Origin of the sequence: Anaerotruncus rubiinfantis (assembly GCF_900078395.1) — a bacterium.
GTDB lineage: Bacteria > Bacillota > Clostridia > Oscillospirales > Ruminococcaceae > Anaerotruncus > Anaerotruncus rubiinfantis.
On record NZ_FKLA01000009.1, the window covers coordinates 1,403,419 to 1,430,176 of the forward strand.

Consider the following 26,758-nt stretch of genomic DNA (forward strand, 5'->3'; position numbering starts at 1 on the left):
ATCCAATCTTATAGATCAATGGTTCAGTCCTGCGGCAGATTTGCAATTGCATCGGCCACTTCCCGCAGCCGCGCCGGGATATCGATCCCCTGGGGGCAGCGCGGGACGCAGCTTTTGCAGTCCACGCATGCGGATGCTTTCTGCCGTTCGGTCAGGTAACCGTAGGTGCGCTCGAAAGCGAGCTGCTGATGGAAGATGCAGTACTGGTTATAGATAGCAAAGACCTTTGGGATATCGACCCCTGCCGGGCAGTCCATGCAATACCGGCAGCCGGTACAGGGGATGGTCCCGGCGGACAGGTAAGCAGTGCAGACCCGCTCGAGCAGTTCCCGGTCCGCTTCGGTGAGCGGAGAGGGGGCCGACATGGTTTGGATATTTTCCTTTACCTGAGCAAAATCGGACATGCCGCTGAGGACAGTGAGCACGCCCGGGAAGGAAGCGGCGAACCGCAGCGCCCAGGAAGCCGGGCTCTGTTCGGGGTTCGCTTCGTGCAAAAGCTTCAGCGCCGGTTCGCTCAGGGAGGCCAGCGCGCCGCCGCGCACAGGTTCCATTACAATGACCGGGATCGAACGGCTTTCGAGAATCTCATATTGGCGTTTCGCGTTTTGCAGTTCCCAGTCGAGGTAGTTTAACTGGATCTGCGCGAAATCCCACGCATATTTGTCCGCGACCTGTTCGAGCACCTTTGGTACGTCGTGAAACGAAAAGCCGAGATACCGGATCTGCCCGGCCCGCTTTTTCTCCAGCAGCTTCTGGTAGATGCGGCAGTTTTCCTCACGTTCAAAATATTCAGCGACGAAATTGTGGATGAGATAGAAATCGAAATGATCCACCCGGCAGCGTTCGAGCTGCTGGTTGAAGATGCGGTCCACATCCTCCGCGCAGTTGATGTCCCAGGTCGGCAGCTTGCTTGCAAGGAAAAAGCTGTTCCGCGGGTGCTTCGAGAGCGCTTCGCCCAGGAAGGGTTCGGACATTCCCTGATGATATGGCCAGGCGGTGTCGAAATAATTGATCCCCTGGGCGATTGCGTAGTCGATCATCTCCTGCGCGGCTTTCGCGTCGATGTCCTGTCTGTCCTCGTAAAGGCGCGGAAGGCGCATACATCCAAAGCCCAGCAGGGAGACCTGTGTTCCATCCGGCATACGCCGGTAAGATACGCCGCCCATCATCGGAACTCTGCGGCCTTGTAAATCCGAAGGTCGCATCTGCTTTTATCTTTGAGCTCGCCAAGCTGCGGGACGATCCGGGTGAAATGCTCGGATGCGTTGTGACGGTCGATGGCGGCCTGATCCCTCCATTTTTCAATGAAGGTCAGGACGTTTTCGTCCCGGGTGTCTTCGTAAAGGAGATATTCGAGATTGCCGTCCTCGGCCTGGCTTTTTTCCTGCAGCTCCCGTGCGAGCTTGAGATATTCCGCCTTCCTGCCTTCGAGGACACAATTCTTTGACACAATTACTAACACATGAAGTCCCTCCTGTTGCTGTCGCGGCATTTCAATTATATTAATCATAACAGATTTGTCCTCAATTTTCAATGACAAGCAGGCGCGTGCGGATAAGGAAAAGCTTCCCACGCGTCTTCTTACAGGAGGACGCGTGGGAAGGCATTCGGTCAAACCGACCGTACATATTTTCGGATGAGATTATTGGCTTTGGTCTGGCTGACGCCGAGGTATTCGGCCAGCTTGCGGGAGGAACCGCATTTCTGATAGGCGTCGCAGACCAGGTAGGACTCGTAAGTCGCAAGCTTTTCCTCAAACGTGCCCTCATCACCGCCGGGCGCGGGCATGTCGCCGGTGTCGACGATGCCGAACATGTTTTTGGGCAGATGGGTGACGTCGATGAGCAGGCTGTCGATGGTGACCACCAGCCGTTCGATCAGATGCCGTAATTCGCGGACATTGCCCTTCCATTCATATTCGGTCAGCACCTTGAGGGCGCTTTCGCTGAGCTGGCGGGTCACTCCGTATTTGGTGCAGAAATGGTTGAGGTAATAGAGAATCAGCGGCTCAATATCCCTGCGGCGCTTGCGCAGCGGAGGAATGTAGATTTCCACCACGTTGAGCCGGTAATAGAGATCCTCCCGGAACTGCCCCATCTCGACCATGTTCCGAAGGTTCTTGTTGGTTGCGGCAATCATCCGGACGTCCACCTTGACCGGCCTGCGTCCGCCGACCGGGATGAATTCCTTGTCCTGGATGACGTGCAGCAGCTTTGCCTGTGCTGAAAGGGAGAGTTCCGAAACTTCATCGAGCAGCAGAGTGCCGGTGTCGGCAGCCTCCAGAAGGCCCTTTTTGCCGCCCGACTGCGCGCCGGTGAAAGCGCCGCTCACATAGCCAAACAGCTCGCTTTCCAGAAGGTCCGCTGGGATGCTGGCGCAGTTGAGGCTGATGAACGGTTTTTCCCGGCGCGGGCTGATCGAATGCATATAGCGGGCAATCATTGTCTTGCCGGTGCCGGATTCGCCGGTGAGGATGCAGGTGACGTCCACCCCGGAAACCTTTTCCGCCAGAGAGAGAGCCTTTTTCATTTCGTCGCTTTCGGCGACCGGGACAAATTTGGTGTCGAGCTTATATTCCTTGGAGATGTAGTGGGGATTATAAAGGTCGATGTCGTTGACCTGATCCCGTACGTTCATCACGACGAAGCGGATTTCGTTGTTCTCGTCGAACAGCGGAACCGCGATGGTGAGCAGCTCGCTGCCCACGTAGGTTTTCTGTTTGATGGCGTAGGCTTTTTTCTCCCGGTAGATGATGGGAAGGATGGAGGGGCCCCACCAGTCGTTGTTGACAAAGTCAAAAAACGATTTGCCGATCATCTGGTTGGGGGTACAGCAATAGTGGCGCGCGCAGGCCTGGTTGATATAGACGATGTTATAGTTGCCGTCATAGATCAGCAGCTCATCGTACATCGCGTCGACAATGGAAAAGAATGTGTCAAAGTCCATCCCGTGGATATGGTCGGAATATTTTGGCATAGAACGCACCTCCCCAAACTGATTTGCTTCCATTATATCAAAAATAACGAAAAAGGAAGCGGGTTGGCGGGGAATTTATAAAATATTTGGCGGAAACCCGTGCGGAATCGGCCGGGGTGAATTCATATCAACTCAGAAATTCGGAGAATGTTCGCGCGGCGAGTTAAAAAAAACTCATCAATTTGTAAATTCCGGTGAAAAGCCCTTCTGGAAGATTATCTGTTGATACAAAAATGCGGAAAAAAATCCGTCGAAAAAAGTTGGCACGCAATTTGCTTAAATCAATGGGCGAAAGATTTTTATTTCACCACAAAAGGAAGATGGAGGGATTTGGCATGAAAATTACCGATGTGGAGGTCATCTGCCTGCGCGTACCGGCCTTTGACGAGCCGTGCGAATGGGGGGATGACGCGTTCATTGTGAAGGTGCACACCGACGAGGGAATCACCGGGATCGGAGAGAGCGACACCTCGCCGATGGTGGCCCGCGCAATGATCGAGGCGCCGGAATCGAACCTTTACAGCGGCGGCCTCAAACGCCTGATCATTGGGGAGAACCCGCTGGAAATCCAGAAACTCTGGGACAAGATGTACTGGGCCAGCAACTACAACGGGCGCCGGGGACTTGGCATCCATGCGATGAGCGCGGTCGATATCGCGCTGTGGGATATTGCGTCCCAGTATTACCGCACGCCGATCCATATGCTGCTCGGCGGGAAATACCGCGATAAAATCCGTGCTTACGGCACCTTTATCCCGGCGGATACGCCGGAAGAAAACCGTGTGCTCGCGGCGGATCTCAAAAAACAGGGCTTCACCAGCCTCAAATTCGGCGGCGGCATCCTGGGGGACGATCCGGACACCGACGAAGCGATCGTTGCGGCGGTGCGCGACGAACTCGGTGAAAATTTTGAGATGCAGATCGACATCGCGACCAAATGGCGCACCTACGGCGCTTCCGTTTCGATGTTCAAACGGATGGAAAAGTATAACCTCAACTGGATCGAGGAGCCGATCCTGGGCGATGACCTCAAAGGCTATGCGAAGCTCTCCGGCATGTGCGGCATCAAGATTTCGGGCGGCGAAAGCCTGACCACCCGCTACGAGTTCAACGACTTCCTGCGCGGCGCGCAGCCGGACATCGTTCAGCCGGATATCACCCGCTGCGGCGGCATCAGCGAAATGCGCAAGATCTACGACCTGGCTGAGATGAACGGCACCAAGCTGATCCCGCATGGATTCTCGACCGGTATCCTGCTGGCGGCGACGGTGCAGTTTTTGGCCTCCACCGAGCATGGAGACCTGATGGAATACAGCCAGAGCACCAGTCCGCTGTTCACCGGCCTTGTCAAGAACCTGATCCCCTTCGAAAACGGTTATGTCACAGTCCCTGACTGCATCGGGCTTGGGGTAGAACTCGACGAGGACATGATCGATAAGTACAGAATGGCTTAAAAACCGGATTTGAGGAAGAAAGAGGAGATTGATTATGACAAAGAAACTGGATAAATTGCTGATCGGCGTCAGCCTGGTCGTCGTCTTTGCGGTCGTGGCATGCCTTTATGTCGCGCCGGAGGCGTCCCAGAATGTGGCGAACGGCATTTTCGGCACTCTGACCGACATGTTCGGTTCCCTGACCCTGATGTTCGCATTTTTCGGCATTCTGCTGCTGGTGGGCGTATCCTTCAGCAAATACGGCAAGATCAAGCTCGGCGACGGAAAGCCGGAGTATTCCACCTTTAAATGGGTCGCCATGATGATGTCCTGCGGACTCGGCTCCGCGACCTGCTATTGGGCGTTTATTGAGTGGGCCTATTACATCGGCACCCCGGGCCTCGGCATCGACCCCGGCTCGCAGGCGGCTTTTGAGATGGCTGTCCCATACACCATGTTCCACTGGGGCATCAGCGCCTGGACACTTTATGCGCTGGTCGGCATCCCGGTCGCCTACCACTTCCATGTCCGCAAAAACAAAGGACTGAGCCTGTCGGGCATCGTCAGCGCGATCACCGGCCTCAAACCGAACGGAATCGTCTGCCGGATCGTCGATGTGCTTTTCATCTTCATCTGCTTCGGCGGCCTTTCGATCACGCTGGGCGTTTCGGTCCCGCTGGTCACACAGGTGCTCTGCTCGGTCATCGGCATCCAGCCGACCTTTGTGATGAATATTGTGATCATCGTCGCCCTTTCGATCATCTATTCGCTGTCCTCTTACATTGGCATCCAGAAGGGGATGGCGAAGATCTCCGACTGGAATCTCAAGCTGGTCATCATCTTCGTGATCGGCGTGCTGGTCTGCGGACCGACCCTCTTCATCATCGGCAACTTCACCCAGTCGTTCGGCCTGATGTTCCAGAACTTCATCCATATGAGCCTCTTCACCGACCCGATCGGCAAGACCGGGTTCCCGGAAGCCTGGACCATCTTCTACTGGCTCTATTGGATCACCTATGCGCCGTTCACCGGCATCTTTATTGCGAAGGTCTCCAAAGGCCGCACCATCCGTTCGGTTGTTGCGAACACCCTGATCTCCGGCAGCGTCGGCTGTTTCCTCTACTTTGGCGTGCTTGGCAGCCTTTCGCTGCACCGGCAGATCAATGGCATGGTCGACATGGTCGGCATGCTGGCAAATGGGGAAGATACCCTTGCGATTGTCCAGGTGATGCGTTCGCTGCCGTTTGGGGCGGTCTTTATGGTGATGTTCTGCATCAGCTCGCTGCTCTTTTTGGCAACCACCCTTGACGGCGCGGCCTTCACAATGGCTTCAACCTCCAGCCCGGGACTTAAGAACAGCGAGGACCCGAATCCATTCCTGCGTCTGTTCTGGTGCATCATGCTTTCGCTCGTTCCGCTGACTATGATTCTGATCAACGCAAACCTCAACACCATCAAAACCTGCGCAATCATTACCGCAACCCCCATTATTTTTGTCATGCTGCTTCTGCTCTACGGCTGGATGCGCTGGATGAAGAAAGATTACGGCAGAATCCCGGCCTATAAGATGGAGCAGATGTTCCTGGATGAAGAAGCAGCGGAGGAGGCAGTCAAGGAAGGATGAAACGTTTTATTCGTATGAATGAAAAGGATATGGTTGCCACCGCGCTGGAGGATACCCATAAGGGCGAAGAAGCCGGCATCCACGACGCGGACAACAATTTCCTTTGCAGCGTCACCGCGCTGGAGGATATCCCCTTCGGCAACAAGATCGCGCTTACGGGCGCTGTGCCGGGAGACCGGGTCGTCAAATACGGCGCGGTCATCGGGGAATGTACCCGCGCGTTCCAGAAGGGGATGCTGGTGCATGTCCACAATGTAAAAAGCCTGGCGGTGGATATCCCGCCCGCCTTCAAAAAAGAGATCATGCGGCAGATGCATATCACGGTCGAGGAGGATGGGAAATGAATTTCATGGGATACAGACGCCCCGACGGATCGGTGGGCATCCGCAATAAGCTTTTGATCGTCGCGGTGGACGAATGCTGTGAGGGGATTGCCCGCGGCATCGCCAGAAAATTTGACGATGCGGTCGTGCTGACCAACTGGTACACCTGTATGCTCGGCGGCAATGAGGAAACGTTCAACCAGATGATCGCCGTCGGCAAGAACCCGAATGTGGCGGGCGTGCTGGTGGCGGCGATGGGCTGCGGAAGCATCCTGCCCAGCCAGGTCGCGGACCCAATCGCCGCCACCGGGAAACCGGCCGATACCCTCACCTGCGAGGAGGTCGGCGGCACCCGCAGAGCGGTGAAGATCGGCATCGAGAAGCTGCAGAAAATGCAGGACTACGCCGACAGCCTCACGCGGGAACCGTTCCCGATGAGCAAGCTGGTGGTCGGCGTGAAATGCGGCGGCAGCGACACCTCCTCCGGCATCGCCTCGAACCCGAGCTGCGGCGCCGCGCTCGACAAGCTTGTGGATATGGGCGCCATCTGCATCGGCGGCGAGCTGTTTGAATTACAGGGCTGTGAAGAGATCCTCGGCCGCCGCGCGGTGAACGCGCATGTGGCCGAAAGGATCAATACACTGATTGCGAACGAGCGCATCCGCTGGAGCGTGGAGGGAACGGATGTTGAAACAATGAGTATCGGCAATTCGGTCGGCGGACTTACCACCATCGAGGAAAAATCCCTCGGCGCGCTGCATAAGACCGGCTCCCGCCCGATCCAGGACATCCTGCAGATCAACAAGGATTTCATCGACCGGCCGGAGAAGCCCGGCTTCTACCTTTCCGAGGTGACCATGCTCTGCGGCGGCGCGGGCGTCAACTACGCTTCGCTTGGCGCGCACATCATCCTCTGGACAAGCGGCGCGGCGGGCTTCTCGAACGCTGTTGTTCCGGTCATCCGGGTCAGCGGAAACCGCGACCTCATCAATGAGGACATCGATATCGACGCAACTGGTATCATGGACGGAACCGATGGGGTGGACGCGGTTTCCAACCGGATCGTCGAAAAGGTTGCGGCAGTTGCGAGCGGAGCCCCCACCGCGATCGAGGGGATTGGGGACTCAACGATGACCCTTTATCAGAAGGATCAGCGGCTTGAAACCGTTCTGCGCCTCAGCTGCGCGAAATAGCCCCTTCCCACCCAGCACAAAAACGACCCGGACGCCGAAGCGTCCGGGTCGTTTTCATAGATTCGATCAGGGGCTTTTTCTGACCGCCTGCCTTATGGATTATCCGCGCCGCTGTGCGGCGGGCTGGATGCCGAGTGCGTCGCGGTATTTTGCAACCGTGCGGCGGGAGATTTCAATTCCATCCCGCGCGAGCAGGTCCGCCAGCTTCTGGTCACTGAGCGGATGCGCGGGATCTTCCGTTCCGATCAGTTCACGGATACGCTCGCGCGCATCATGCGCGCTGACCGCTCCTGAAGCACCCTCCACGCCCTGTACAAAGAAATGCCGCAGCGGGTATACCCCATGGGCGCATTGCAGGTACTTGTCCCGTACCGCCCGGCTGACGGTGGATTCGTGCATACCGATCATTTCAGCCACATCCCGCATCCGCAGAACGTTCAGATACCGTGGGCCGTAACGGAAGAACCGCTCCTGTCGTTTGACGATCGTCTTAGTCACGGCAAGCAGAGTCGCATTGCGGCTTTCGATACATTTTTGAATCCAGGCGATTTGGCCGAGCTTATCCGCCAGATAGTCGGCAACCTGTTTGTCGGAGGTTTCCTTCGCCATTTTGAGGTATCCTTCGTTAATGGTGATCCGCGGATAGGAAAATTCGCACAGCAGAATGTTGTACTGATCCTGGAAACTGGTGACGACCACATCCGGCGTGATGTAGGCCGGGCGTTCAAACCGACAGTAAAGGCTGCCTGGCTTGGCATTCAGCCGCCGGATGCGCCGGATTGCCCCGGAAATTTCCTCCGTACTCACCCCAAGCGTTTTTGCAAGGGCATCCGTCCGGTTTTTTGCGACCTGCTCCAGAAAATCGGTCACAAGCCGCCGCGCGAGCGTATCCTCCGGCGCGAGCTGCAGCCGCAGGCATTCGGCGAGGCTGCGCGCGCCGACACCGGCCGGCTCCAATTCCTGTACAGAGGCGACCGCGAGCGCGAGCGCTTCGGGCGTGCAGGGGACTTCGGCGCAGATTTCGCCATCCGGCACCTTGAGGTAGCCGTTTTCGTCGAGGCAGCCAATGACATACCGCACCACCGGAAAAAGCTCCGGCGTGCAGTGAACGGCAGCCTGTTTCATCAGATGGTCGGAAAGGCTTTCCTCTTCGACGGAGGAAATCTGCGGCTCAAGCGGGGAGTCGTCCTCCTCATAGTACCCGGTGTTCTCCCATTCACGATGGGTCTGGCTCTCGAGCCACTCCAGCTTGCGCAAAGCCATCTGGCGGCGCGATTCAGCTTCGTCCTGTGCATGTGGGAAATCGAGCTCCGCCACTGGGTTTTCGAGCGCCATTTCCTTGAGATACTCCGCAAGCTGAAGCCCATCCATCTGCAGGATACGTGTGGAAAGCTCCACCTGCGGAGCCAATACCTGTTTTTGGGTCTGTTTGATGGAAAGATCCATCCCATCGCCTCCTGTAAGGGTTTTCCTACTGACAATGCTACTATATGGCCGGGAGATTGTCAAATAGAAGGCGGAAGGATGAAGGAAATAGCTGCTTTTGACGGCTGAAGAATAAAACCTGCAAAAAAGCAGCCGCCACAAGGCAAGCTGCTTTTTTGCAGAAAGAAAAGAAGATATGAAGGATTAAAGAGGAGGTCAAACAGTTAATGAGGAAGAAATCAAAAAGACGCCCACGTCAAAAGGGTTCTGTACCTTTCACCGCAGCGCCTTTGCCAGGTCGTTTTATTCTCTTTGGGATGGTTTTATTATAGATGAAAACAGGAGGAAAGTCAATCCGAAATGCAGGATTAATTTTCAAATCATGCAAATTTGGGGAGATCAGACGTATTGGACAAAAGATAAAAATATAATTTGGCTGTTTTCACCAATACTAGAGCAGGAACTTTTCAATCGCCTGCGCAACGCCGTCCAAATCGTTGCTGCCAGTGACATGGTTTGCGGCGGCTTTCACATCATCAGGGGCGTTTTCCATCGCGACGCCGATCCCGGCGAACCGAAGCATGGCGAGATCGTTGCCCGCGTCGCCGATCGCCATCACGTTTTCCGCCGTGAGCCCGAGATGTTCGCACAGATGCAGCAGGCCATCCGCCTTGCTGGAGGTGATGTAGTTGATTTCCGCATTCTGCTTGATCGAAGTGGTCGGCATAATCTCGGGAATGCGCCGCAGCCTGTGCCAGACTTCGTCGAGCTGTTCGCGCGGGATGAAGGGAAAATTGAACTTCTCGACGTCCACGTCCTCGCGCAGAATGAATGCGTTAAAGCCGTCGATGGGCCGTTCGCTTGCCGTCAGCATCGCTTTGCGGTCGGGGCTGATGTCAAATCCGGCCATCAGGGGCGCGAGCGAGCGGTCGACATAGGAATATCCCCGGCAGTACGCTTCAATATAGAGCCGCAGATCGGAAAAAGTGTCGATCAGCTTTTGGATAACAGGCTTTGGCAGCGGATTTGAATAGATGACGCGGTCTTCGGTAAGATCGGTGACCGCCGCCCCGTTCGAGGTGAGCGCGTAACGCAGCCCGCCGATAGCAAGCATCTGTTCTGGGATGCGCACCCGGGTGCGCCCGGTTGCGATCACCACGTCGACGCCTTTTTGAATGGCCGCTTCGATTGCGGCGCGGTTCCTGCCGGACAGAGTCCGGTGGTCGCTTTTCAGGGTGGTGCCGTCCATATCCAGTGCAAGAAGTTTGATGTCCATCATTTTGATTCCCCCAACTTTTCAGCATAAAATGATGATACCATACAAAACGGATGCAGGCAAACTGAAATTGACGAAACCGGGCAAGACTGGTACAATAAATACAATTCTGAGGAAACTGGGGGACAAACATGTTTATCTGTCCGGTTTGCAAAGGGCCGCTCGACCGCGCGCAGCAGGCTTTCCGCTGCCCGCGTGGTCATTCCTACGACCTTTCGGCACAGGGCTATCTCTACCTGTTGCCGCCGAATAAAAAGAACAGCCAGGACCCGGGCGACAACGCTGAAATGGTACGCGGACGCACCCGGTTTCTTGATACCGGCTGTTATGAGCCGCTTTCCGATGCGCTGAATAAGATGCTCGCCGGCCGCTGCAAAAAATCCCCGCGCATTCTTGACGCCGGCTGTGGGGAGGGTTACTACGCCGCGCGCCTTTTTGCGGCGCTTTCTGCCGCTGGGAAGGAGCCTTCCCTCATCGGTGTGGACATCTCGAAGCGGGCTGTCAAACATGCCGCCAGACGTTGCCCGCAGGCGCGGTTTGCGGTGGCGAGCCTGTTTGAGCTGCCGGTCGCATCTGGCTCGGTGGATTGCTGCTACAATGTCTTTTCCCCCGTCTGCGCCGGGGAATTTGCCCGCGTACTCACGCCGGGCGGGCATTTCGCAGCGGTCTATCCGGCGGCACGGCATCTTTTCGGGCTCAAGAAGATCCTCTACGACGCGCCCTATGAAAATCCGGAAAAAACATTTGAACTGCCGGGTTTCGAAATTCTGGAACGCAAACGGATCAGCTACACGTTTTCACTCGAAGGAAACGAACTGATCGAAAGCCTCTTTTCGATGACGCCGTACTATTATAAGACACCGGTGGCAGGCTGCGAACGGCTGAAAAGCTGCGAACGCCTTGCGACCGAAGCCGACTTCTGGCTCATCGACTACGTGAAGAGGGACGTCTGATGGAAAATGCCGTCTACTTCGCGCGCACTGGGGAAACCGATCTCTCTGCCGCGGCGCGCCGCCTGTTGGCGGACGCGCTTGGATTTTCTCCGCGTATTGAAAAAGGCGCGCATGGAAACCCGTTTTTGCCGGCGTATCCGGGCATTCACATCAGCATTGCTCACACGCGCGGCGCGGTTGCCTGCGCGGTGTTTGACCGGCCGGTTGGGATCGACCTGGAGCGCCCGCGCAGGATAAATCCCGCGCTCGCAAAGAAATATTTCACCCCGGCGGAACAGGCATATGCTTTGGACGCGGAACAATTCATTGAGGTCTGGACCCGCAAGGAGGCGTGGCTCAAACGGGAGGGTGTGGGGTTCGCATCCGTGGCTCCGGTTTCCTCGATCGAAACATGGGGAAACCCGGAAATCGCAACTTTTTGCATCGAAGGCTTCACGATTTCGGTTTGCGCCGCGCCTCTGCGGTTTGTGTTTGTGCAAACGCGCCTCCCCCCAAACGATTGAACGGCCAAAAGCCCAATGGAAAGCAATTGGAGCCTGTATCGATTTATGGTTTCATCCTGTTATTGATTTTAATGTGATGTTCCTGCAAAAAAGCCGGGCAAGGGTTTAACCCTTGCCCGGCTTTTTTGCATTTGGCCTTATAGGCCGCTCCTTATGCCACCCCTCTTAGGGGTGGTTATGACTGGATTTGAGCGTGCTGCGCAGCTGAATTCACAGCGGCATCCGCCGTCATTTTTTCAAAAGCGCCGGAGAGCCGCCGACTGAATCCGTGTGGTTTCTAAACTTTGTGATATCGTGGCATGCCAGCAGGCATGCTTCCTGGCCGCCCCAGCGGATCAGAGTGGCGTCCGCAAGGGACCAGATATGCAGGATCGGGTTATAGACCTCCAAAGTCCGGTTGCGGATTTCCCGAATTCCCCGGGCAGGACAATTTTCGCAGGGGGCATCCCGGTGGAAAAATGCGCTGTGGCAGGGCGTGCCGAGCTGTATGTTGGGAACCGTACGAAGAGTTTTTGCATTGACGTAACGCAGAGCGAAGTTGTCCGGATCAATCACGTAGATCCAGGAATTCTGCTCATCCAGGATCATGCGCAGGTCTCGCGCGGTTGCGAGCGCACGGTCCTGCGCGCGCATTTTGAGCAAAAAGGTGGACAGCAGTTCGGAAATGAAGGTCAGCGCGTTGATCTGGCTCTGGGTCCACATCCGCAGGATGGTACAGTCGTCAAAGCCCACAAACCCGACGAACTTCCCGGCGTCCCGCACCGCGCACTGCAGAAGGGAACGGATTCCCTGCGGCGCAAGGATATCATACTGCGCTTTGGACAGGGTGGCAATGTCGCGGCAATAAAAGATGCCGTTTTCATCAAAATTTTCGTGATAGTTGTTTCCAAGTTCCTCATAGGTCACATGCTGCAGGGAATCGATTTCCGGATGCACCCCATCGTTGCACCATTCAAACGTATTCCGGCACCAGGAGCCGTCTTCGAAATCTTCAAAGATATATGCCCGGCTGACATTGTATTTGCGACCGGCCATCTCAAGAATTGCGTTGATCGCCGTTTCGATGTCGCCGGACTCGTAGAGCAGCTTGAAAGCCTGTGGGACGATGCCGTCAACGCCGAAATCATCCGTGTCGTCCGATTCAATCCGGGTGCCCGCGGCATAAACCTGCTGTGCGCTGAGTCCGAAGATTGTGGACATTGTCGCGTTGTTGTAGAGCGCAAACTGATCTTTGCCCTTCAGTTTGGCCTGATAAAGCGCCCGGTCGCAATGTTGGAAAAGCGCCTGAAAATCAGTGCCGTCGTCCGGGCAGCGGGAGATGCCGACGCTGCAGGTCAGCCGGTTTTCACCGAGCTCAACCTCGAATACGCCGCGATAGGCTTGGATGATTTTTTCGGCCTTGTCGATCAGGAACGTTTCGTCAGATGCGTACGTAAGGAAAACCAGGAATTCGTCCCCGCCAAACCGTGCGACGGTATCCCCCGCGCGGAAGAGCAGTTTCAGGCGGGAAGCGGCTTCCGCCAGTACGGCGTCCCCAAACATGTGGCCGTGAGAATCGTTGATCTGCTTGAAGTTATCAAGATCAAGCAGCAGCATCGCGAAGCGTTCTGATGTGTCCCGATGGGCCAGCGTATCCTCGATGATTTCGCGGGCGGTGTTTTTCGTATAGAGCTTGGTGAGCGCGTCCCGTTCGGCTTTGTCGGACAGTTCCTGTGTACGGCGTTTTTCCGCGTCAATATCAATAATGACGCCAACCGCTTTCAATGGCTTTCCCGCGTCATTGAACTGCGTGGTCGCGCGCAGGCGGCACCAGAGGTACCGTCCGTTCTGGTCAGCGATGCGTATCTCGGCTTCCCCGTAGGGAGCTCCTTTGATCACACTTTCCATCAGCTTCTGGAAGGCTGGGAGGTCGCTTGGGAAGATATGCGAGGCGGTCTGCATCTGCGCGCTGCTGGATACCGGCCGGTATCCGAACTTTTTGATCCAGTTGGGGGAATAGGTGACCAGATCCTGCGCGAGATTCCATTCAAAAATGATGTCGTTGGTCTGATCCTGGATAATCTGATACCGTTCCATGCTCAGGCGCAATTCTTCCTGCGCCGCTTTGATCTGAGTGATATCGGTCAGGACGCAGTTGAGATATTCGCGCCCGTCCTGCGCCGAAGCAAGCTGGCATTTTTCCAGAACCCAAACAACCTGGCCTTGTTTGTTCACAATCCGATACTCCAGACGCTGGGTGCTGCTGGCGGAAAGCTGCGCGAGAAACTCCCGGCGCACATACTGCTGGTCGTCGGGATGGATCATTTCGATGTACCGGTTGTGGAACCGGTCGCTGATTTCCTGCCTGCTGTAGCCAAACAGGGTGGTAAAACCGTCGTTCATATAGGTCATAGTGAACCAGCGGTCATTGATACACTGCTGTACCCCGACCTGCAGCTCCTGCGTCAGCGGCGCACAGGCTGTTTCCGTTTGCATTGCGGGGGAGCCGGCGGGCAGATCCAACGGGCTCCATACGATGAGGATCTTATGGCGTTTGGGATTGTCGATGTCAACGCGCAGCGAGGTGCCTTCGTACCAGATATACTCGCCGGAGGTACGATGAAATACCCGGTATTTACGGGACTTTTTCATCAGTCCGCTCACAAAAAATTCCTCGATTCCTCCGTCGAGAATTCCAAGTACTTCCAGCCGGTCATCTGGATGGACGGCATGCTCCGCAAAGGCGCGCATCGACTCCTCAAAGGTGCCGCCGGAACGGAGATCCTGGAAATCGTCGTTTTGCTGGTGGATCAGATGGTAGATTCCGCTGTTCATGTCCACTTCCAGAACGGTGGCTCCAATATAACGCAGCATGGCAAGATATTTCATCTGACCAAGTTCAGAGGTATTCTTGATATTCTGGTATGGGGCGGGGGAGTTGGATATCAGCCGCTCCGTAGTCGTCTTGAGCGTATTGCCGTCCGCGTAGTTGCAGGAAAGCTCATAGAATTGTTCGCGTACGTTTTTCAGGCTTTCCAAAAGCATGGGGGAAAACGCGCCGCACTCCCCATTGAGGATCATGGTCATCGCCCGTTTCGGCGGGATCGCCTTTTTATAAACCCGATCGGTAGTCAGCGCGTCGTATGCGTCGGCGATTCCAACCGCCTGGGCATAAATGGGAGTGTTATCCCCTTTCAGTCCATCCGGATATCCGGCGCCGTCCCACCGCTCATGGTGATACCGGCAGATATTATAAGCGTACAGCAGATATTCCTTATCCCCCATCCGGTCGAGGCCCGCAAGGATCTCACAACCCTTCACAGTATGGGTCTTCATCACCTCAAATTCCTCCGGCGTGAGCCGCCCCGGTTTGCTGAGGATGGTATCCGGAATGGAAATCTTGCCGATGTCGTGCAGGGCGGCGGCCTCCGCGATGACGCTGACCGCATGTTCATCCAGATCGTATTCAGGACAGCAGCGCATCACATTTTCGAGCAGGACCTTGGTGAACATGCGGATGCGCAGGACATGCTGACCGGTTTCGGCGCTGCGGTGCTCGATGACGGAAGAAAGGGTGTCCATGATGACGTCGCGGGATTCCCGCAGCTTTGTCGCCTGCTCTTCCACCATCTCCTCCAGATGTGTCTTGTGGCGGTTGAGATCGACCGCATTCTGCACTCTCCGACGGACCACATGCGGCTCGAACGGTTTGATGATAATATCCGCGGCGCCAAGATCGAAAGCACGGACTTCGTTTTCGGTTGAATCCTCAGAAGTGATGACAATGATCGGAAAGTTGTCCATCAGTCCGTTCTGGGACATCTCCGACATGACCTGATAACCATCCTTGAGGGGCATCACCAGGTCGAGCAGGACTGCGGCCAGCGAATGCCGGTACTGTTTGATGAGCAGCATGGCCTGCTCGCCGTTTTCCGCTTCCAGCAGATTGTATTCCGGCTCGAAAAGCGCACGGAGGATTGCCCGGTTGATCTCCATATCGTCAACGATCAGAAGCGTATCCCGGTTCACTGCATCCCCCTCCTTGTTCCCAACTTCAAAAATAGACCCCATACCGGCGAGCGGGGAAAACTCCCGGATAGGGCGGTTTTTTCTATAGAGCGGCAGCTGTTCATCGCCGGGATACCTCCATTGCCATAAACGCTGGCATCAAATTGCAATGGATTACAAAACAAACCTTTCTGTCAACCAGAGGATTGGAAAGCGAGAGGTTGTGTAATGCCATTTCCATATATCATACAGTATACTATATAAAATCCAGACTCACAACAACAAATTACGACATATGCGGAACCGAATTTTTTGTGGCAAGGTCGAAAATCCAACACAGAGCGGAAAAACAAACAGCCGGGCATCTCCATGTGAGACACCCGGCTGCCCTGATGAGGGAGGAACTATTTCAACTTGCTTTCAAAGATTTCAACAATGGTCTTTTCGGTGCCGACCATACCAGGCGAAGCGATGAGACCCATATGCTTCATGGTGAGTTCCGGTGTCCTGCCGTTGATGCCGTGCACGTCGAAGATATAGGTGCCATTCATGGCCAGCTCGACCGACTTGAATGCCGCGTCCACCGCCACAATCCCCTTCATGGTGCATCCCTGGTTGCCGCCGTCGCAGATCATGCCGGTGATGCTTGACGCCATGTTGTTGATCGTGTGGATCATCTGTTCGACCGTGCCGTCGCGCAGGAACACCAGCGCGCAGGCCATACCGGTGCCGGCAGCGATTGCGCAGCCGCAGAAAGCAGACAGGCGGCCGGAATATTCCTTAATGTACATGCAGACCAGATAGCTCAGCGCGGTTGCGCGCAGCAACTTCTCCTCCGGCAGGTCCCGGGCCTTGCATTCGGCATAGAGCGGCATGGTGGCGATGATGCCGTGCGCGCCCGAGCCGGTGATGCTCATGGCGGGTTTGTCAAGCCCAATGACCCGCGCTTCGATCGCCGCGTTGCAGAGCAGCTGGGCGGTCTTGAGCGCGTCCTTCGAAAAGACCTCGTCGCCGTTCATCTTCTTGAGATAACGCGCGAAGGTGGTACGCGGATTCGCGAGCCCCTCTTCGAAGAGCTCGAGGTTCACCTTGTAGGCTTCGCGGATGAACTCGATTTCGGAAAAGGGTACGGTTTTTGCATAATCGACCAGCTGTGCGAGAGTATAGCTGTGGATCTCATGGCCGCCGCCCGGCTGTCCGTCGAGATTTTCCGCTTTTTCCGCTTCCTTCTCGAATTCCACCTTGCCGTTTACGAGGATGCGCACGATATTGGTGTGTGCGTCGCGGATAGTGACGACGCATTCGTCGGTGGCGGTCTTGACGGTGGCCTCAATGAAGATATCGGAGGTGATTCCGGAAAGCTGGACGGTCACACGCCCTTGATCCACCAGCTTTTGGGCTTCAGCATTGTCCTCCGGGGTGACGTTCGCGAGCGATTCCAGACCTTTTTCACAGTCTCCGGCGACAACGCCAAGCGCGGCGGAGAAGATGTTGCCGACCTCGTTTGAGTTCGGAATCCCGCAGGTGAACGCATTTTTATACATGCCGGAGTTCATTGCGACCGAAACGCTTTCGATCGGGCCTTGGGTGTAACTGCGGGCCTTGGCCGCCGCAAAGGCAATGGCGCCCGGCTCGGTGACCCCCAGCGCTGGCTTCATATCGTCCTTGATCAGTTGTGTGAGTCGATTCATGGCGAAAACAACCTCCTTAATTCTGTCGTGTCCCGGTTATTTTCCCGCCGGGGCTTTGCCTTTTGCTTCTTCTTTGACAATCTCACCCTTCGGGCCCTCAAACATCCGGCCCCAGCCGATGATGCAGGCGACCAACGTCACAACCCAGATTGCCCACGGATAAAAAGCGGTGAAGAGCATGTCGGTGGGCGCCAGCTGCGGCAGGAATGGGTAAGTATCCTTCATGGACGAAAGTCCGCCGAGCAGCAGAAGCACACAGCCGCCAAACGGGGCAAAGAACGGGAAGGAACAGATGGTGGTCGCGAGGATGTTGGCGCTGCGGTATGGATGCAGGTTGTTCTTACGGCCAATCGCGTTGACAAACGGCGCCACGCAGATATTTGCGATGGTGTTGATCGCTGCGATCAGGATGCCGAAGATCGAAGAAAGCGAGAAGATTGCCAGCTCGGCGCCGCGCGGGGTCTTGATGACCGTGTCGTTGAGCCAGTTGACCGTCTTTTCCATGCATCCGCTGCGTACCAGCAGGTTGCCCATGGAGACGACCAGGATGAGCAGGATGGAAACGGTGGTCATGCCCGCGATGCCGCTCGGGATCGCGCCGACAAGCGCGCCGTCCTGGATGGCGACGATCGCGGAGAAATCAAACAGTCCCGCGCCGAGGCCGATGATGATGGCTGCGAGGATGCCGACTCCCAGCGATGCGAAAATATTGACGCCGCGCACCGCAAGGATGATGACGATGACGGTCGGGATCAGCAGGAGCAGACCGGCAGGCATCTGGTACTGGGCCAGCAGGCTTTCCGCCTGTGCGGCGTCCATGACGCTGCCCGATCCGCCGAAGATGAAGAACATCACGGCGGCGATGACCCCGCCCACAATGACAAGCGGCGAACGGGTCCGCACCGTCCCGCCGATATCCGCGGTGCCGTCCTTGTTGTTATACTCCTGACTGGTGGCCGCGATGATGGTGGTGTCGGAGACCGGCGCCAGGTTGTCGCCGACCGCCGCGCCGGACAGGATCGCGCCCGCCAGAACCGCCGGGTTCGAGCCGAGCAGGATGCCGGCCGGATAGATGATAAAGCTCATGGTCGAGATGGTTCCAAATCCGGAACCGGTCGCCATGGCGAATACGGCTGAGAAAATGAAGGCCGCGACGGTGAAGGCGGCGCCACTCATATGCAGCTTGACGCTCAGCCAGACGAGCCCTTCCACAATGTGGCCGCTTTTGAGGATGTTGCCGTAGATGCCGACAACCAGCCAGAGCATGACGGCTGTCATACCGACCTTTGATCCGAGACCCTCCAGGATGACGTTCCAGTATTCCTCCAGATCCTTGACAAACAACATGCCGACGAGCAGTCCGATGACGCCCGCGCCGATCATCATGTTCAGGTCAGCCGCATTGACGAAAGACAGGGCAATTGTGATAACGATGAAGATTGCGAAGGGAACCAGCGCGAGAAAGCTGCTGCCTCTGAATTCCAGATTTTTTTCGTCTTTCATGGTTACTCTCCTCCTCTTTGTTGTCAGGTGGCGGATAGGTTAACGCTTCACCTCCCAACGCCTAATACCACCAATGCTATGTCAAAAATATAAAAAACATAAATAAATGTTGATAAAAATTGTTAAATAAGTTTAATGCAAATACAGTATAGCATTGAAATTATCACATTGCAAGAGATTTTATCAAAACAATAATTTTTTATCGCAAAAATAATTTCAGGATCTTTTCTACTTGCTATCTGGATTCACAGGTGTTATTCTGGAACTATCTGAACGGTCATGGAAGGAGGATTTCAATGAAGGACCAGGAACTAATGCAGGTGTTTGTCCCGCTTGTGGATTTCCTCGCGGAGGTCTTTGGAGAAAGCTGCGAGGTTATCCTGCACGATCTGTCAAATCCGGAGCATTCGGTGATCGCGCTGCGCAACGGGCATCTTTCCGGCCGCGCAATCGGCAGCTCTATGACCGATCTGGCCTTTCGGGTTTACAGCGAAAAGCAGTATGAAGGGGAGGACTTTTTGGCCAACTACCGCGGTTATTCCGGCGGAAAAATTTTTGTCTCCTCCACCTTTTATATCAAGAATGAAGGCCGGCTGATCGGGATGCTCTGCATCAACAGCGACACCTCTCAGGCATCCGAACTCCGGGATATTTTTAACCGTTTTATGCGGCGTTTCGAGGTGCGGGAGGATCTTCCGCATGTCGAGGAGAACCTTGGGAATCCAGTGGTTTCGATGGTGCATTCACTGATCGATAAGGCGATTCAGGAAGCGGGGATCTCGCCCGCGCGCATGACCAAAGCCGAAAAGGTTCAACTGGTACAGAAGCTCAACGCGCAGGGCATCCTGCTGATGAAAGGAGCGGTTGCGGAAATTGCCGAGCAGCTTTCCATTTCCGAACCGACCGTTTACCGCTATCTGAATGGATCGTCGTCCGGTGTAAAGAACCGCCGTGCCAGCGGGGTGAATGAACATCGCGAATGATCCGCGGGAGATGCTGCGCCGGATGGGAATCCCTGTTTGTGGCAATGAGGCACCGGTGACAGACAAAACAAAACCCCCCGCGCGGCAACGCCGCGCGGGGGGAAGGTTGGAGCTAGTAGTCGGACTCGAACCGACGACCTGCGCATTACGAATGCGCTGCTCTACCAACTGAGCCATACTAGCAATTATTCAAAAAGGACGCTTAAATAGTATACCATTATCGACCCAAAAGGTCAATATCTTTTGCACAAATTTTCCGGGGGAGCCTGTGTTGAAAAATTATCGTTGACGCGGCGGCACGGCTGTTTTACAATAGAAAAAAACGTACTGAATTTGTCACGGAGGTACAAAATGCTGCTTGCAATAGATATTGGAAATACCAACATGGAGTTTGGCGTCTTTGACGGTGGAAAGATGGTTGCGTCTTTTCGTCTGGGAACCAACAGGGAGATTACTTCGGATGAAGTGGGGCTTTTTACCACACAGTTTTTCGCGATCAATGGGATCGACCGGCATGACATTGTGGATATCATTATTGCTTCGGTTGTTCCGCAGGTGATGTATTCGATCACCAATGCGATGAAGAAGTATTTTTTCCAAAAACAGCCGCTGATCGTTGGGGATAATATCCAGATGCGGATTGAAAACCGGTATGACAACCCGAAAGATGTAGGTGCGGACCGTCTGGTAGCGGCGCTTGCGGCCTACCATAAATATGGCGGGCCGCTCATTGTGGTCGACTTTGGAACCGCCACCACCTTCGATGCCATTGGCCGTAACGGGGAATATCTTGGTGGTGCAATCTATCCAGGTATCAAAATCTCGATGGATGCGCTTTTTTCAAAGACCGCGAAACTTCCCCGGGTCGAATTGATCCGTCCGGAGAAGATCATCGGCCGCAATACCATCACCAGCCTGCAATCAGGGGCTGTAAACGGCTACATCGGGGCGGTTACCAATATTGTAAATGGAATCAAAGCGGAGCTGGGAGAGGATACCCGGGCGATCGCTACGGGCGGTCTGGCCAAGCTGGTCGACGACGAAGGAAAGATTTTCTCAGCGATCGATCGCACGCTTACCCTCGACGGCCTGCGGATCATTTATGAAGAAAACAAAAGAGGCTGAACAGGAATCTCCGCTTTTCCTGGAACCTTGGACAAGGGAAGACCACCTGCCGAAAATCGGCAGGTGGTCTTGTTTTTTCATTATGCAACGTATCCAAGCACGCGCGGCAGGAACAGCGCGATATCCGGGAACGCAATGATGATGAGAAGAACAACCAGATAGGTGAAATAGAACGGCAGGAATCCTTTGAGGGATTTCTCGATTGGGATGTTTGCAATTGCGCATCCAGCCCACAGAGAGGTGCCGACCGGCGGGGTGAGAAGACCGAGGCCCAAGGTCAGAACCATGATGAGACCAAAATGGTAGGGGTTGAAGCCGAACGACATGGCAACCGGATAGAGGATTGGGGTCAGAAGGATGAGCAGAATGCCCATGTCCATGAAGCAGCCAAGGATCGCCATCATAAGAACCATCAGGAACATGACGACCGCAGGGCTGCTGGAGATGTTGGTCAGCGTGGTTGCGACGCGGGTCGGAACCTTCAGATAGGAAAGCACATAGCTGAACGCGCTGGAGGTGGCGATGATCGCCATGATGGTGCTCAGGGTTTTGAGCGATTTCATCAGGCAGCCGATCAGCTTTTTGAAATTCATCGTGTGGTAGAAGCAGACAGTGACGAACAGCGCGTAGACTGCGGCAACCGCGCCGGCTTCAGTCGCGGTGAAGATGCCGCAGACGATACCGACCGCAACGATCAGAATGGTGACCAGTCCAAGCAACGCTTCCCGGACAATGGTCATGTTTTCCTTCCAGGATTTCTTTTCGGAAACCGGGTATTTCTTCTTGACCGCAATCACATAGGAGCAGACGCACAGCGCCGCGGTCAGGAGAACGCCAGGTATGTAGCCGCACATAAACATGGTGCTGATCGAAAGGCCGCTGCCGGCCGCAACGATATAGAAAATCATGTTCTGGCTCGGCGGGATGATAACCCCTTCGACCGAACTGGTGCAGGTGACAGCAACGCTGTAGTCGGCATCATAACCTTCCTTGATCATCGACGGGATCAGGAAGGAACCGATCGAGGACACGTCGGCGATCGAGGAACCGGAGATGCCGCCGAAGAACATCGAAACAATGCAGTTGACCAGCGCCGTGCCGCCGCGCACACGCCCGACAAGCACGTTGCAGAACTTGGTGAGCCTGTCCGAAATACCGCCGTCGGTCATGATCTGTGCCATGATGATAAAGAACGGCACGCACATGAAGGTGAAGCTGGTGATACCGGTGGACATCTTCTGGAACAGGTTCAGGAAGGGGATATCAAGATAGACGGCTGTGAACAGCGCGGAGATACCCAGGCAGAAGGAGATCGGAATACGAATGCACATCAGGAAAATCAATGTGAAGAACAGAATGAAGGTTCCGACTGCGATCTCACTCATACGGTACCACCTCTTTCCACATTGAGGTCATCGATGGTTTTCTCCTTTTCGGATTCTTTTTTATATTCACTGAGCGGTTTCGCCAGCACCTGAATGAAATTGAATACCGAATAGACAACCATCAGGATACCGCCAACCACCAGCGGAGCAAACAGCCAGCCTTGCGAAAAACGGGTTGCCGGCTGAGGCTTTCCAATATTGAGCATGGTGATCTGATAGCCGTATTTGATCATGAGGGCAAACAGCCAGGAGAGCAGCCCATGCCGGAGAAGGTCCGCTCCTTTGCGGATCATGGGAGGCATCTTGTTATAAAGGAAATATAACGCCGCGTGCGAATCGTTGTAGATATCGACCGCCATGCACAGATAGCCGAACCAGACGAGGAACATCAGGGTAACCTCTTCCGCCCAGCTGAACGGCGCGTTAAAAATGAAGCGCATCACAACCTGGACAAAGGTGATCGCAACCAGGATGATCAGCAGGTAGCAGCAGATATAACGTTCAAAGGTTGAAAATTTGTCAAAAAATTTTTTGGGTTTTTCCAGAAATGTGCCAAAGCTCCTCTTCATATATGGACCCCCTAAATGTAACATCTGAGGGAACCACGCGCCGCCGGACGGCGCGTGGTTCCCGCTTGGGATTTATCTGGGTCTGAGCAATTTGAATGCTGCAATCGCCGGATTAGGCAACCTCTTTGATCGCCGCGATCACGTCGGCATACTGCGGATACATGTCATAGATTTCGGAAACAGCGTCCTGGAACTCCTTGGCGTCAACCTCGAAGATCTCGCAGCCGGCTTCCTCAACCTTCGCGCGGGACTCGTTCTGATAATCCTGCATCGCCTGGCGCTGCCACTCACAGGCTTCTCTTGCAGCCTCGGTAACAGCGGTTTTCTGCGCGTCGCTCATCTTGTCCCAAGAGGTCTTGCTCATGAGCAGCATTGCCGGAGGCGCCATGTGGCCGTCAAGCGAGAAGTATTTGGCAACTTCATAGTGACCGGAGGTGTAGTAGGAAACAAAGTCGTTCTCGGCGCCGTCAATAACGCCGGTCTGCAGGCCCTGGTAAACTTCGCCGTATGCCATCGGGGTGGCGGCGGCGCCGAGCAGTTCGACCATCTTGATCGCAACGTCGCTCTGCTGGACGCGGATCTTCATGCCCTTCATATCGGCAACGCTCTTGATCGGCTTTTTGGTGGTGTAGAAGTTGCGGGAACCGGCCTCCCAGTAGCCAAGGCCGATCATGTTGTATTTCTGCAGAGCGTCGCTGACGCCCTGTCCGATCTCGCCGTCGAGCACTTTATATTTCTGCTCGGTGGAGGTGAAAACGTAAGGCAGGGTGAAAACGCCGACTTCATCCGCGGTGGAAGCCAAAGCGGAGGTGTTGATGCGGGCGAAATCAAGGGTGCCGGCCTGGACCTGGTCGATGGTTTCGTTCTCGGTGCCGAGCTGCGCGTCGAGGTAAACTTCGACGTTCACGGTGCCGCCGGATTTTTCAGCAACGAGTTCCGCGAATTTGTTCATCCCTTTGGAAATCGGGTTGTCGGCAGGCTGGTTTTCAGCAAGCTTGAAGTTGAAAGTCTCTTCTGCGGGAGCGGCTTCGCTCGCGGGCGCGGAATCGCTCGCGGCGGGCGTGGAGGCAGCTGGTGCAGCGGAGGACGCGGGTGCGGAGCTGCCGCCGCAGCCAGCGAACACGCTGGCGATCATTGCGGTAGCAAGAACAGCAGTCAAAATCTTTTTCATTTTTGAATCTCCTTTTTGAACTCATTTATTTTCTGCAGAAACATCGCTGATATATTTCGAGCCGCGGTGCCCCGCAAAATGACTTTCAAATGCTTGGCGGTTTATTCGATCCGGTCCGCGAAAAAGGGCAGATTGTTTTTCATGATGATGCTGATTGGGACCGCCACGCTTTCAGCGGGCGGATTGATCTTTTTAACCAGGTGGGAAAACAGCAGCCGGAAACCGCGCTTCCCTTTGTCGTAGGCATTTTTATAGATAATGGCCCGGATGACGCCGTCCTTCAGGAACTGTGCCGTTTCGGGGTAAAGGTCGCTTCCGATGCCGCAGATTTTGCCCGCGAGCCCGCAGTCGATCATCGCCTGGGCCAGTGGAATCGTCTCACGTGCGGTGACAGGGTAAAAAGCGACGATATCGTCGCGGGACTTCAAGATTTCGACGGCTTCCCGATAGGTTTCCGAGAGGTCGTAGTATTTATGGATCACCAGCGGCTGCAGGCGGCCGCCCTGTTCGGAGAGATAAGCCTGGAAGCCGCGCAGGTTGTGTACATGTGAGGCGCTGGTTTCACACCCGCCGGCCACAAGCACCTTGCCCTCCGGGAGGTTCATTGAGGTGAGCAGTTCGCCGCCAAGCCGCCCGGTGAGGGTGTTGTGCGGCGCGACGCAGCAGATTCTGCCGCAGCCGGGGATATCATTGTCAAGCAGAACCACCGAAACACCGCTGTAGGTGAAGCGTTCAATCGCGCGGCGCATCGGTTCGTCATATTCGGCGGGCATGATGAGCAGGCCGTCAAGATTGCCGTAGTTTTCCGTAAAAACCTTATCAAGGACAGCAAGCTGGCTCTCGGGCGTCTCGTCAAAAGCATAATAAAGGACATGGACATTTAAACTATTTGCTTCGGCCTCGCAGGAGCGGACCGCGTTCCAAAACTGGCGGTGATAGTAACGGCCGCTGCCTTCTTCCGAAGAGAGAACCACTGCGACTTTCATCGTATGACGCTTAAGGGAGGAGGCGACATAGTTGGTCGTATAGCCAAGTTCTTTGGCTTTTTCGAGCACGGTCAGACGCATTGACTGACTGATGCCGTCCTTATTATGGATTGCGCGGTGCACGGTTGTCATCGAAACGTGCAGTTCGGCCGCAATATCCTTAAGAGTCACTTCACTGTTCATACTACCCCTCAAAAATAAAGTTAATCGCTGTCGTAAACGTTAACGTAATCGTTAAATAAATTTTAACACTTCCTTTACATGAAAAACAATTACCTAAAGCAACAAAAATTCTCAACAGATTTGTGCAATCCGACATAACTGCGTGAAAACGAAATCCGTGGGGATTTTTTAGTTGACAAGCAGAATTTAACTGGCTATAGTAAAAATTAAAGTGGTCATTTAGAAAGGAGCGGTTCCTTTATGAAAACCTTTGTGAACGCGCGGCTCGTTCTGCCGGACGGCGTGCGCCAAAACGGATTCCTCAAGGAGGACGCCGGAAAGATCCTGTCTTTTGGGGATATGGATAATTCGCTCATTGGTGCGGGCGAAATCATAGATTGCGGTGGGAGGTATCTCGCACCGGGCTTTATTGATATCCACTCACACGGCGGCGGCGGTTTCGACTATATGGACGGCAGCGCCGAGGACATTGTGGGCGCGGCGCGCGCGCATCTGCGCCACGGCACCACCAGCGTGCTGCCCACTACCATGACCAGCAGCGATGAGGACCTGTTCCTCACAATTGACAATTTTAAAGAGGCAAAAAAGGTCAGGGAAAACATGCCCGACCTGCTGGGCCTGCACCTGGAGGGTCCATATTTCGATATGGTCGAGAAAGGCGCGCAGCCCGACCAATATATTCAGAACCCCAGGCCGGAACATTATATGAAGGTGATGGAGCGCGCGGACGGCTGCATCAAGCGTTGGTCGCTCGCGCCGGAGCTGCCGGGCGCGCTTGAGATGGCCGACCGGCTTCTGCCGATGGGTGTGATGCTTGCCGCCGGCCACACCGCCGCCACTTACGACCAGATGAAGGAGGCGTTCGACCACGGCATCCGGCATCTGACCCATTTCTATTCCGGCATGTCCACGATCGTGCGCAAGGGCGGTTTCCGCGTGCTCGGCGTGGTGGAGAGCGGCTACCTGATAGACGGGCTGACCGTCGAGCTGATCGCGGACGGGATGCACCTGCCGCCGGTACTGCTTCGTCTGATTCTCAAATGCAAAAACCATGATGAAATCTGCCTTTGCACCGACAGCATGCGCGGCGCCGGCATGCCGGAAGGCCCCTCCATTCTCGGCCCGCGCAAAGGCGGCCAGGATGTCATCATCGAGGGCGGTATCGCCAAGATGCCCGACCGAACCTGTTTTGCGGGCAGTGTCGCCACAACCGACCGGCTGGTCCGGGTGATGGTCTACGAAGCGGGGCTCCCAATCTGGGAAGCGGTAAAAATGGCCAGCCTGCTGCCGGCGAAATTTATCGGTGAGGACGGCCGGAAAGGCTCGATCGAGGCCGGGAAGGATGCCGACCTTGTGCTCTTTGATGAGGATATCAACGTTTCGGCGGTCTATGTCGGCGGCGTCAAGGCGAATTTTTAAAAGAACCATCAGTCAATAATATATCGTAACATATAGGAGGTCCCACTATT

General features: G+C 55.1%; 21 protein-coding genes and 1 tRNA gene. 9 read left to right on the forward strand and 13 right to left on the reverse strand.

Going from position 1 to position 26,758, the window contains the following annotated elements; translation table 11 throughout:
* Positions 1 to 23: 23 nt before the first annotated feature.
* The 3 genes from BN4275_RS12215 to BN4275_RS12225 form a co-directional block, all read right to left on the reverse strand.
* A complete protein-coding gene (locus BN4275_RS12215; RefSeq protein WP_066458703.1) occupies positions 24 to 1,166 on the reverse strand; it encodes an aldo/keto reductase in 1,143 nt (380 codons plus the stop codon).
* On the reverse strand, positions 1,166 to 1,462 hold the full coding sequence (locus tag BN4275_RS12220) for a putative quinol monooxygenase (RefSeq protein ID WP_066458705.1): 297 nt from the start codon (positions 1,460 to 1,462) through the stop codon (positions 1,166 to 1,168). Before BN4275_RS12220 ends, BN4275_RS12215 begins: the two co-directional genes overlap by 1 nt.
* A 149-nt stretch (positions 1,463 to 1,611) precedes the next feature.
* Positions 1,612 to 2,976 (reverse strand): sigma-54 interaction domain-containing protein, encoded by a 1,365-nt coding sequence (locus BN4275_RS12225; protein ID WP_066458706.1) that lies wholly within the window; start codon positions 2,974 to 2,976, stop codon positions 1,612 to 1,614.
* 335 nt (positions 2,977 to 3,311) lie between these two features.
* Between BN4275_RS12225 and BN4275_RS12230 the strand changes: the two genes are divergently transcribed.
* Genes BN4275_RS12230 through BN4275_RS12245 form a run of 4 tightly spaced genes read left to right on the forward strand, consistent with a single transcriptional unit; the run spans position 3,312 to position 7,549 of the window.
* Positions 3,312 to 4,430: a mandelate racemase/muconate lactonizing enzyme family protein gene (locus BN4275_RS12230; protein WP_118479043.1), complete on the forward strand. Its 1,119-nt coding sequence runs from the start codon at positions 3,312 to 3,314 to the stop codon at positions 4,428 to 4,430.
* Between the two features lie 34 nt (positions 4,431 to 4,464).
* A complete protein-coding gene (locus tag BN4275_RS12235; RefSeq protein ID WP_066458712.1) occupies positions 4,465 to 6,033 on the forward strand; it encodes a BCCT family transporter in 1,569 nt (522 codons plus the stop codon).
* Positions 6,030 to 6,377 (forward strand): UxaA family hydrolase, encoded by a 348-nt coding sequence (locus BN4275_RS12240; RefSeq protein ID WP_066458714.1) that lies wholly within the window; start codon positions 6,030 to 6,032, stop codon positions 6,375 to 6,377. Before BN4275_RS12235 ends, BN4275_RS12240 begins: the two co-directional genes overlap by 4 nt.
* Entirely contained in the window at positions 6,374 to 7,549 is a 1,176-nt protein-coding gene (locus tag BN4275_RS12245) for a UxaA family hydrolase (protein WP_066458716.1), read from the forward strand. Before BN4275_RS12240 ends, BN4275_RS12245 begins: the two co-directional genes overlap by 4 nt.
* Before the next feature lie 99 nt (positions 7,550 to 7,648).
* On the opposite strand, the gene rpoN is transcribed toward BN4275_RS12245, so the two are convergent.
* Positions 7,649 to 8,995, reverse strand: a complete 1,347-nt coding sequence (gene rpoN, locus BN4275_RS12250) for an RNA polymerase factor sigma-54 (protein ID WP_066458720.1) — start codon at positions 8,993 to 8,995, stop codon at positions 7,649 to 7,651.
* Between the two features lie 430 nt (positions 8,996 to 9,425).
* Entirely contained in the window at positions 9,426 to 10,253 is an 828-nt protein-coding gene (locus BN4275_RS12255; RefSeq protein ID WP_066458725.1) for a Cof-type HAD-IIB family hydrolase, read from the reverse strand.
* Positions 10,254 to 10,381: 128 nt separating this feature from the next.
* Here BN4275_RS12255 and BN4275_RS12260 point away from each other — a divergent pair, with 128 nt between their 5' ends.
* Together BN4275_RS12260 and BN4275_RS12265 are read left to right on the forward strand one after the other, a co-directional pair.
* Complete coding sequence (locus BN4275_RS12260; RefSeq protein ID WP_066458726.1) at positions 10,382 to 11,203, forward strand: putative RNA methyltransferase; 822 nt, start codon at positions 10,382 to 10,384, stop codon at positions 11,201 to 11,203.
* The gene (locus BN4275_RS12265; protein ID WP_066458727.1) at positions 11,203 to 11,706 is read left to right on the forward strand and encodes a 4'-phosphopantetheinyl transferase family protein; all 504 of its coding nucleotides are present in this window, start codon (positions 11,203 to 11,205) and stop codon (positions 11,704 to 11,706) included. Before BN4275_RS12260 ends, BN4275_RS12265 begins: the two co-directional genes overlap by 1 nt.
* 228 nt (positions 11,707 to 11,934) lie before the next feature.
* Here BN4275_RS12265 and BN4275_RS12270 read toward each other — a convergent pair whose 3' ends face one another.
* The 3 genes from BN4275_RS12270 to BN4275_RS12280 all read right to left on the reverse strand — a co-directional run bounded on the left by BN4275_RS12270 (position 11,935) and on the right by BN4275_RS12280 (position 18,923).
* A complete protein-coding gene (locus BN4275_RS12270; RefSeq protein ID WP_066458728.1) occupies positions 11,935 to 15,714 on the reverse strand; it encodes a sensor domain-containing diguanylate cyclase/phosphohydrolase in 3,780 nt (1,259 codons plus the stop codon).
* Between the two features lie 383 nt (positions 15,715 to 16,097).
* Positions 16,098 to 17,384, reverse strand: a complete 1,287-nt coding sequence (locus BN4275_RS12275; RefSeq protein WP_066458730.1) for an L-cysteine desulfidase family protein — start codon at positions 17,382 to 17,384, stop codon at positions 16,098 to 16,100.
* 36 nt (positions 17,385 to 17,420) lie between these two features.
* Positions 17,421 to 18,923 (reverse strand): Na+/H+ antiporter NhaC family protein, encoded by a 1,503-nt coding sequence (locus BN4275_RS12280; RefSeq protein WP_341423465.1) that lies wholly within the window; start codon positions 18,921 to 18,923, stop codon positions 17,421 to 17,423.
* Positions 18,924 to 19,183: 260 nt separating this feature from the next.
* Here BN4275_RS12280 and BN4275_RS12285 point away from each other — a divergent pair, with 260 nt between their 5' ends.
* Positions 19,184 to 19,870 carry a helix-turn-helix transcriptional regulator gene (locus BN4275_RS12285; protein ID WP_066458734.1) on the forward strand — a complete coding sequence of 229 codons (687 nt, stop codon included), beginning with the start codon at positions 19,184 to 19,186 and terminating at the stop codon, positions 19,868 to 19,870.
* Between the two features lie 107 nt (positions 19,871 to 19,977).
* Here BN4275_RS12285 and BN4275_RS12290 read toward each other — a convergent pair.
* A tRNA-Thr gene (locus tag BN4275_RS12290) sits at positions 19,978 to 20,053 on the reverse strand.
* Positions 20,054 to 20,221: 168 nt separating this feature from the next.
* Here BN4275_RS12290 and BN4275_RS12295 point away from each other — a divergent pair.
* The gene (locus BN4275_RS12295) at positions 20,222 to 20,995 is read left to right on the forward strand and encodes a type III pantothenate kinase (protein ID WP_066458736.1); all 774 of its coding nucleotides are present in this window, start codon (positions 20,222 to 20,224) and stop codon (positions 20,993 to 20,995) included.
* A gap of 80 nt (positions 20,996 to 21,075) precedes the next feature.
* Here BN4275_RS12295 and BN4275_RS12300 read toward each other — a convergent pair whose 3' ends face one another.
* The 4 genes from BN4275_RS12300 to BN4275_RS12315 form a co-directional block, all read right to left on the reverse strand.
* Entirely contained in the window at positions 21,076 to 22,380 is a 1,305-nt protein-coding gene (locus tag BN4275_RS12300) for a TRAP transporter large permease (protein ID WP_066458738.1), read from the reverse strand.
* The gene (locus BN4275_RS12305; protein ID WP_066458739.1) at positions 22,377 to 22,949 is read right to left on the reverse strand and encodes a TRAP transporter small permease; all 573 of its coding nucleotides are present in this window, start codon (positions 22,947 to 22,949) and stop codon (positions 22,377 to 22,379) included. Before BN4275_RS12305 ends, BN4275_RS12300 begins: the two co-directional genes overlap by 4 nt.
* A 112-nt stretch (positions 22,950 to 23,061) precedes the next feature.
* A complete protein-coding gene (locus tag BN4275_RS12310) occupies positions 23,062 to 24,120 on the reverse strand; it encodes a TRAP transporter substrate-binding protein (protein ID WP_066458740.1) in 1,059 nt (352 codons plus the stop codon).
* 101 nt (positions 24,121 to 24,221) lie between these two features.
* Positions 24,222 to 25,289, reverse strand: coding sequence for a LacI family DNA-binding transcriptional regulator (locus tag BN4275_RS12315; protein ID WP_066458742.1), 1,068 nt, complete (start codon positions 25,287 to 25,289; stop codon positions 24,222 to 24,224).
* Positions 25,290 to 25,529: 240 nt separating this feature from the next.
* Here BN4275_RS12315 and nagA point away from each other — a divergent pair, with 240 nt between their 5' ends.
* A complete protein-coding gene (gene nagA, locus BN4275_RS12320; protein WP_066458744.1) occupies positions 25,530 to 26,708 on the forward strand; it encodes an N-acetylglucosamine-6-phosphate deacetylase in 1,179 nt (392 codons plus the stop codon).
* The last annotated feature ends 50 nt before the right edge of the window (positions 26,709 to 26,758 follow it).

Bases quoted from the DNA above. Each gene is read 5' to 3' on its own strand.
- BN4275_RS12215 (WP_066458703.1), bottom strand. From the start codon at position 1,166: ATGGGCGGCGTATCTTACCGGCGTATGCCGGATGGAACACAGGTCTCC.
- BN4275_RS12225 (WP_066458706.1), bottom strand. From the start codon at position 2,976: ATGCCAAAATATTCCGACCATATCCACGGGATGGACTTTGACACATTC.
- BN4275_RS12230 (WP_118479043.1), top strand. From the start codon at position 3,312: ATGAAAATTACCGATGTGGAGGTCATCTGCCTGCGCGTACCGGCCTTT.
- BN4275_RS12235 (WP_066458712.1), top strand. From the start codon at position 4,465: ATGACAAAGAAACTGGATAAATTGCTGATCGGCGTCAGCCTGGTCGTC.
- BN4275_RS12240 (WP_066458714.1), top strand. From the start codon at position 6,030: ATGAAACGTTTTATTCGTATGAATGAAAAGGATATGGTTGCCACCGCG.
- BN4275_RS12245 (WP_066458716.1), top strand. From the start codon at position 6,374: ATGAATTTCATGGGATACAGACGCCCCGACGGATCGGTGGGCATCCGC.
- rpoN (WP_066458720.1), bottom strand. From the start codon at position 8,995: ATGGATCTTTCCATCAAACAGACCCAAAAACAGGTATTGGCTCCGCAG.
- BN4275_RS12255 (WP_066458725.1), bottom strand. From the start codon at position 10,253: ATGATGGACATCAAACTTCTTGCACTGGATATGGACGGCACCACCCTG.
- BN4275_RS12260 (WP_066458726.1), top strand. From the start codon at position 10,382: ATGTTTATCTGTCCGGTTTGCAAAGGGCCGCTCGACCGCGCGCAGCAG.
- BN4275_RS12265 (WP_066458727.1), top strand. From the start codon at position 11,203: ATGGAAAATGCCGTCTACTTCGCGCGCACTGGGGAAACCGATCTCTCT.
- BN4275_RS12275 (WP_066458730.1), bottom strand. From the start codon at position 17,384: ATGAATCGACTCACACAACTGATCAAGGACGATATGAAGCCAGCGCTG.
- BN4275_RS12285 (WP_066458734.1), top strand. From the start codon at position 19,184: ATGAAGGACCAGGAACTAATGCAGGTGTTTGTCCCGCTTGTGGATTTC.
- BN4275_RS12295 (WP_066458736.1), top strand. From the start codon at position 20,222: ATGCTGCTTGCAATAGATATTGGAAATACCAACATGGAGTTTGGCGTC.
- BN4275_RS12300 (WP_066458738.1), bottom strand. From the start codon at position 22,380: ATGAGTGAGATCGCAGTCGGAACCTTCATTCTGTTCTTCACATTGATT.
- BN4275_RS12305 (WP_066458739.1), bottom strand. From the start codon at position 22,949: ATGAAGAGGAGCTTTGGCACATTTCTGGAAAAACCCAAAAAATTTTTT.
- BN4275_RS12310 (WP_066458740.1), bottom strand. From the start codon at position 24,120: ATGAAAAAGATTTTGACTGCTGTTCTTGCTACCGCAATGATCGCCAGC.
- BN4275_RS12315 (WP_066458742.1), bottom strand. From the start codon at position 25,289: ATGAACAGTGAAGTGACTCTTAAGGATATTGCGGCCGAACTGCACGTT.
- nagA (WP_066458744.1), top strand. From the start codon at position 25,530: ATGAAAACCTTTGTGAACGCGCGGCTCGTTCTGCCGGACGGCGTGCGC.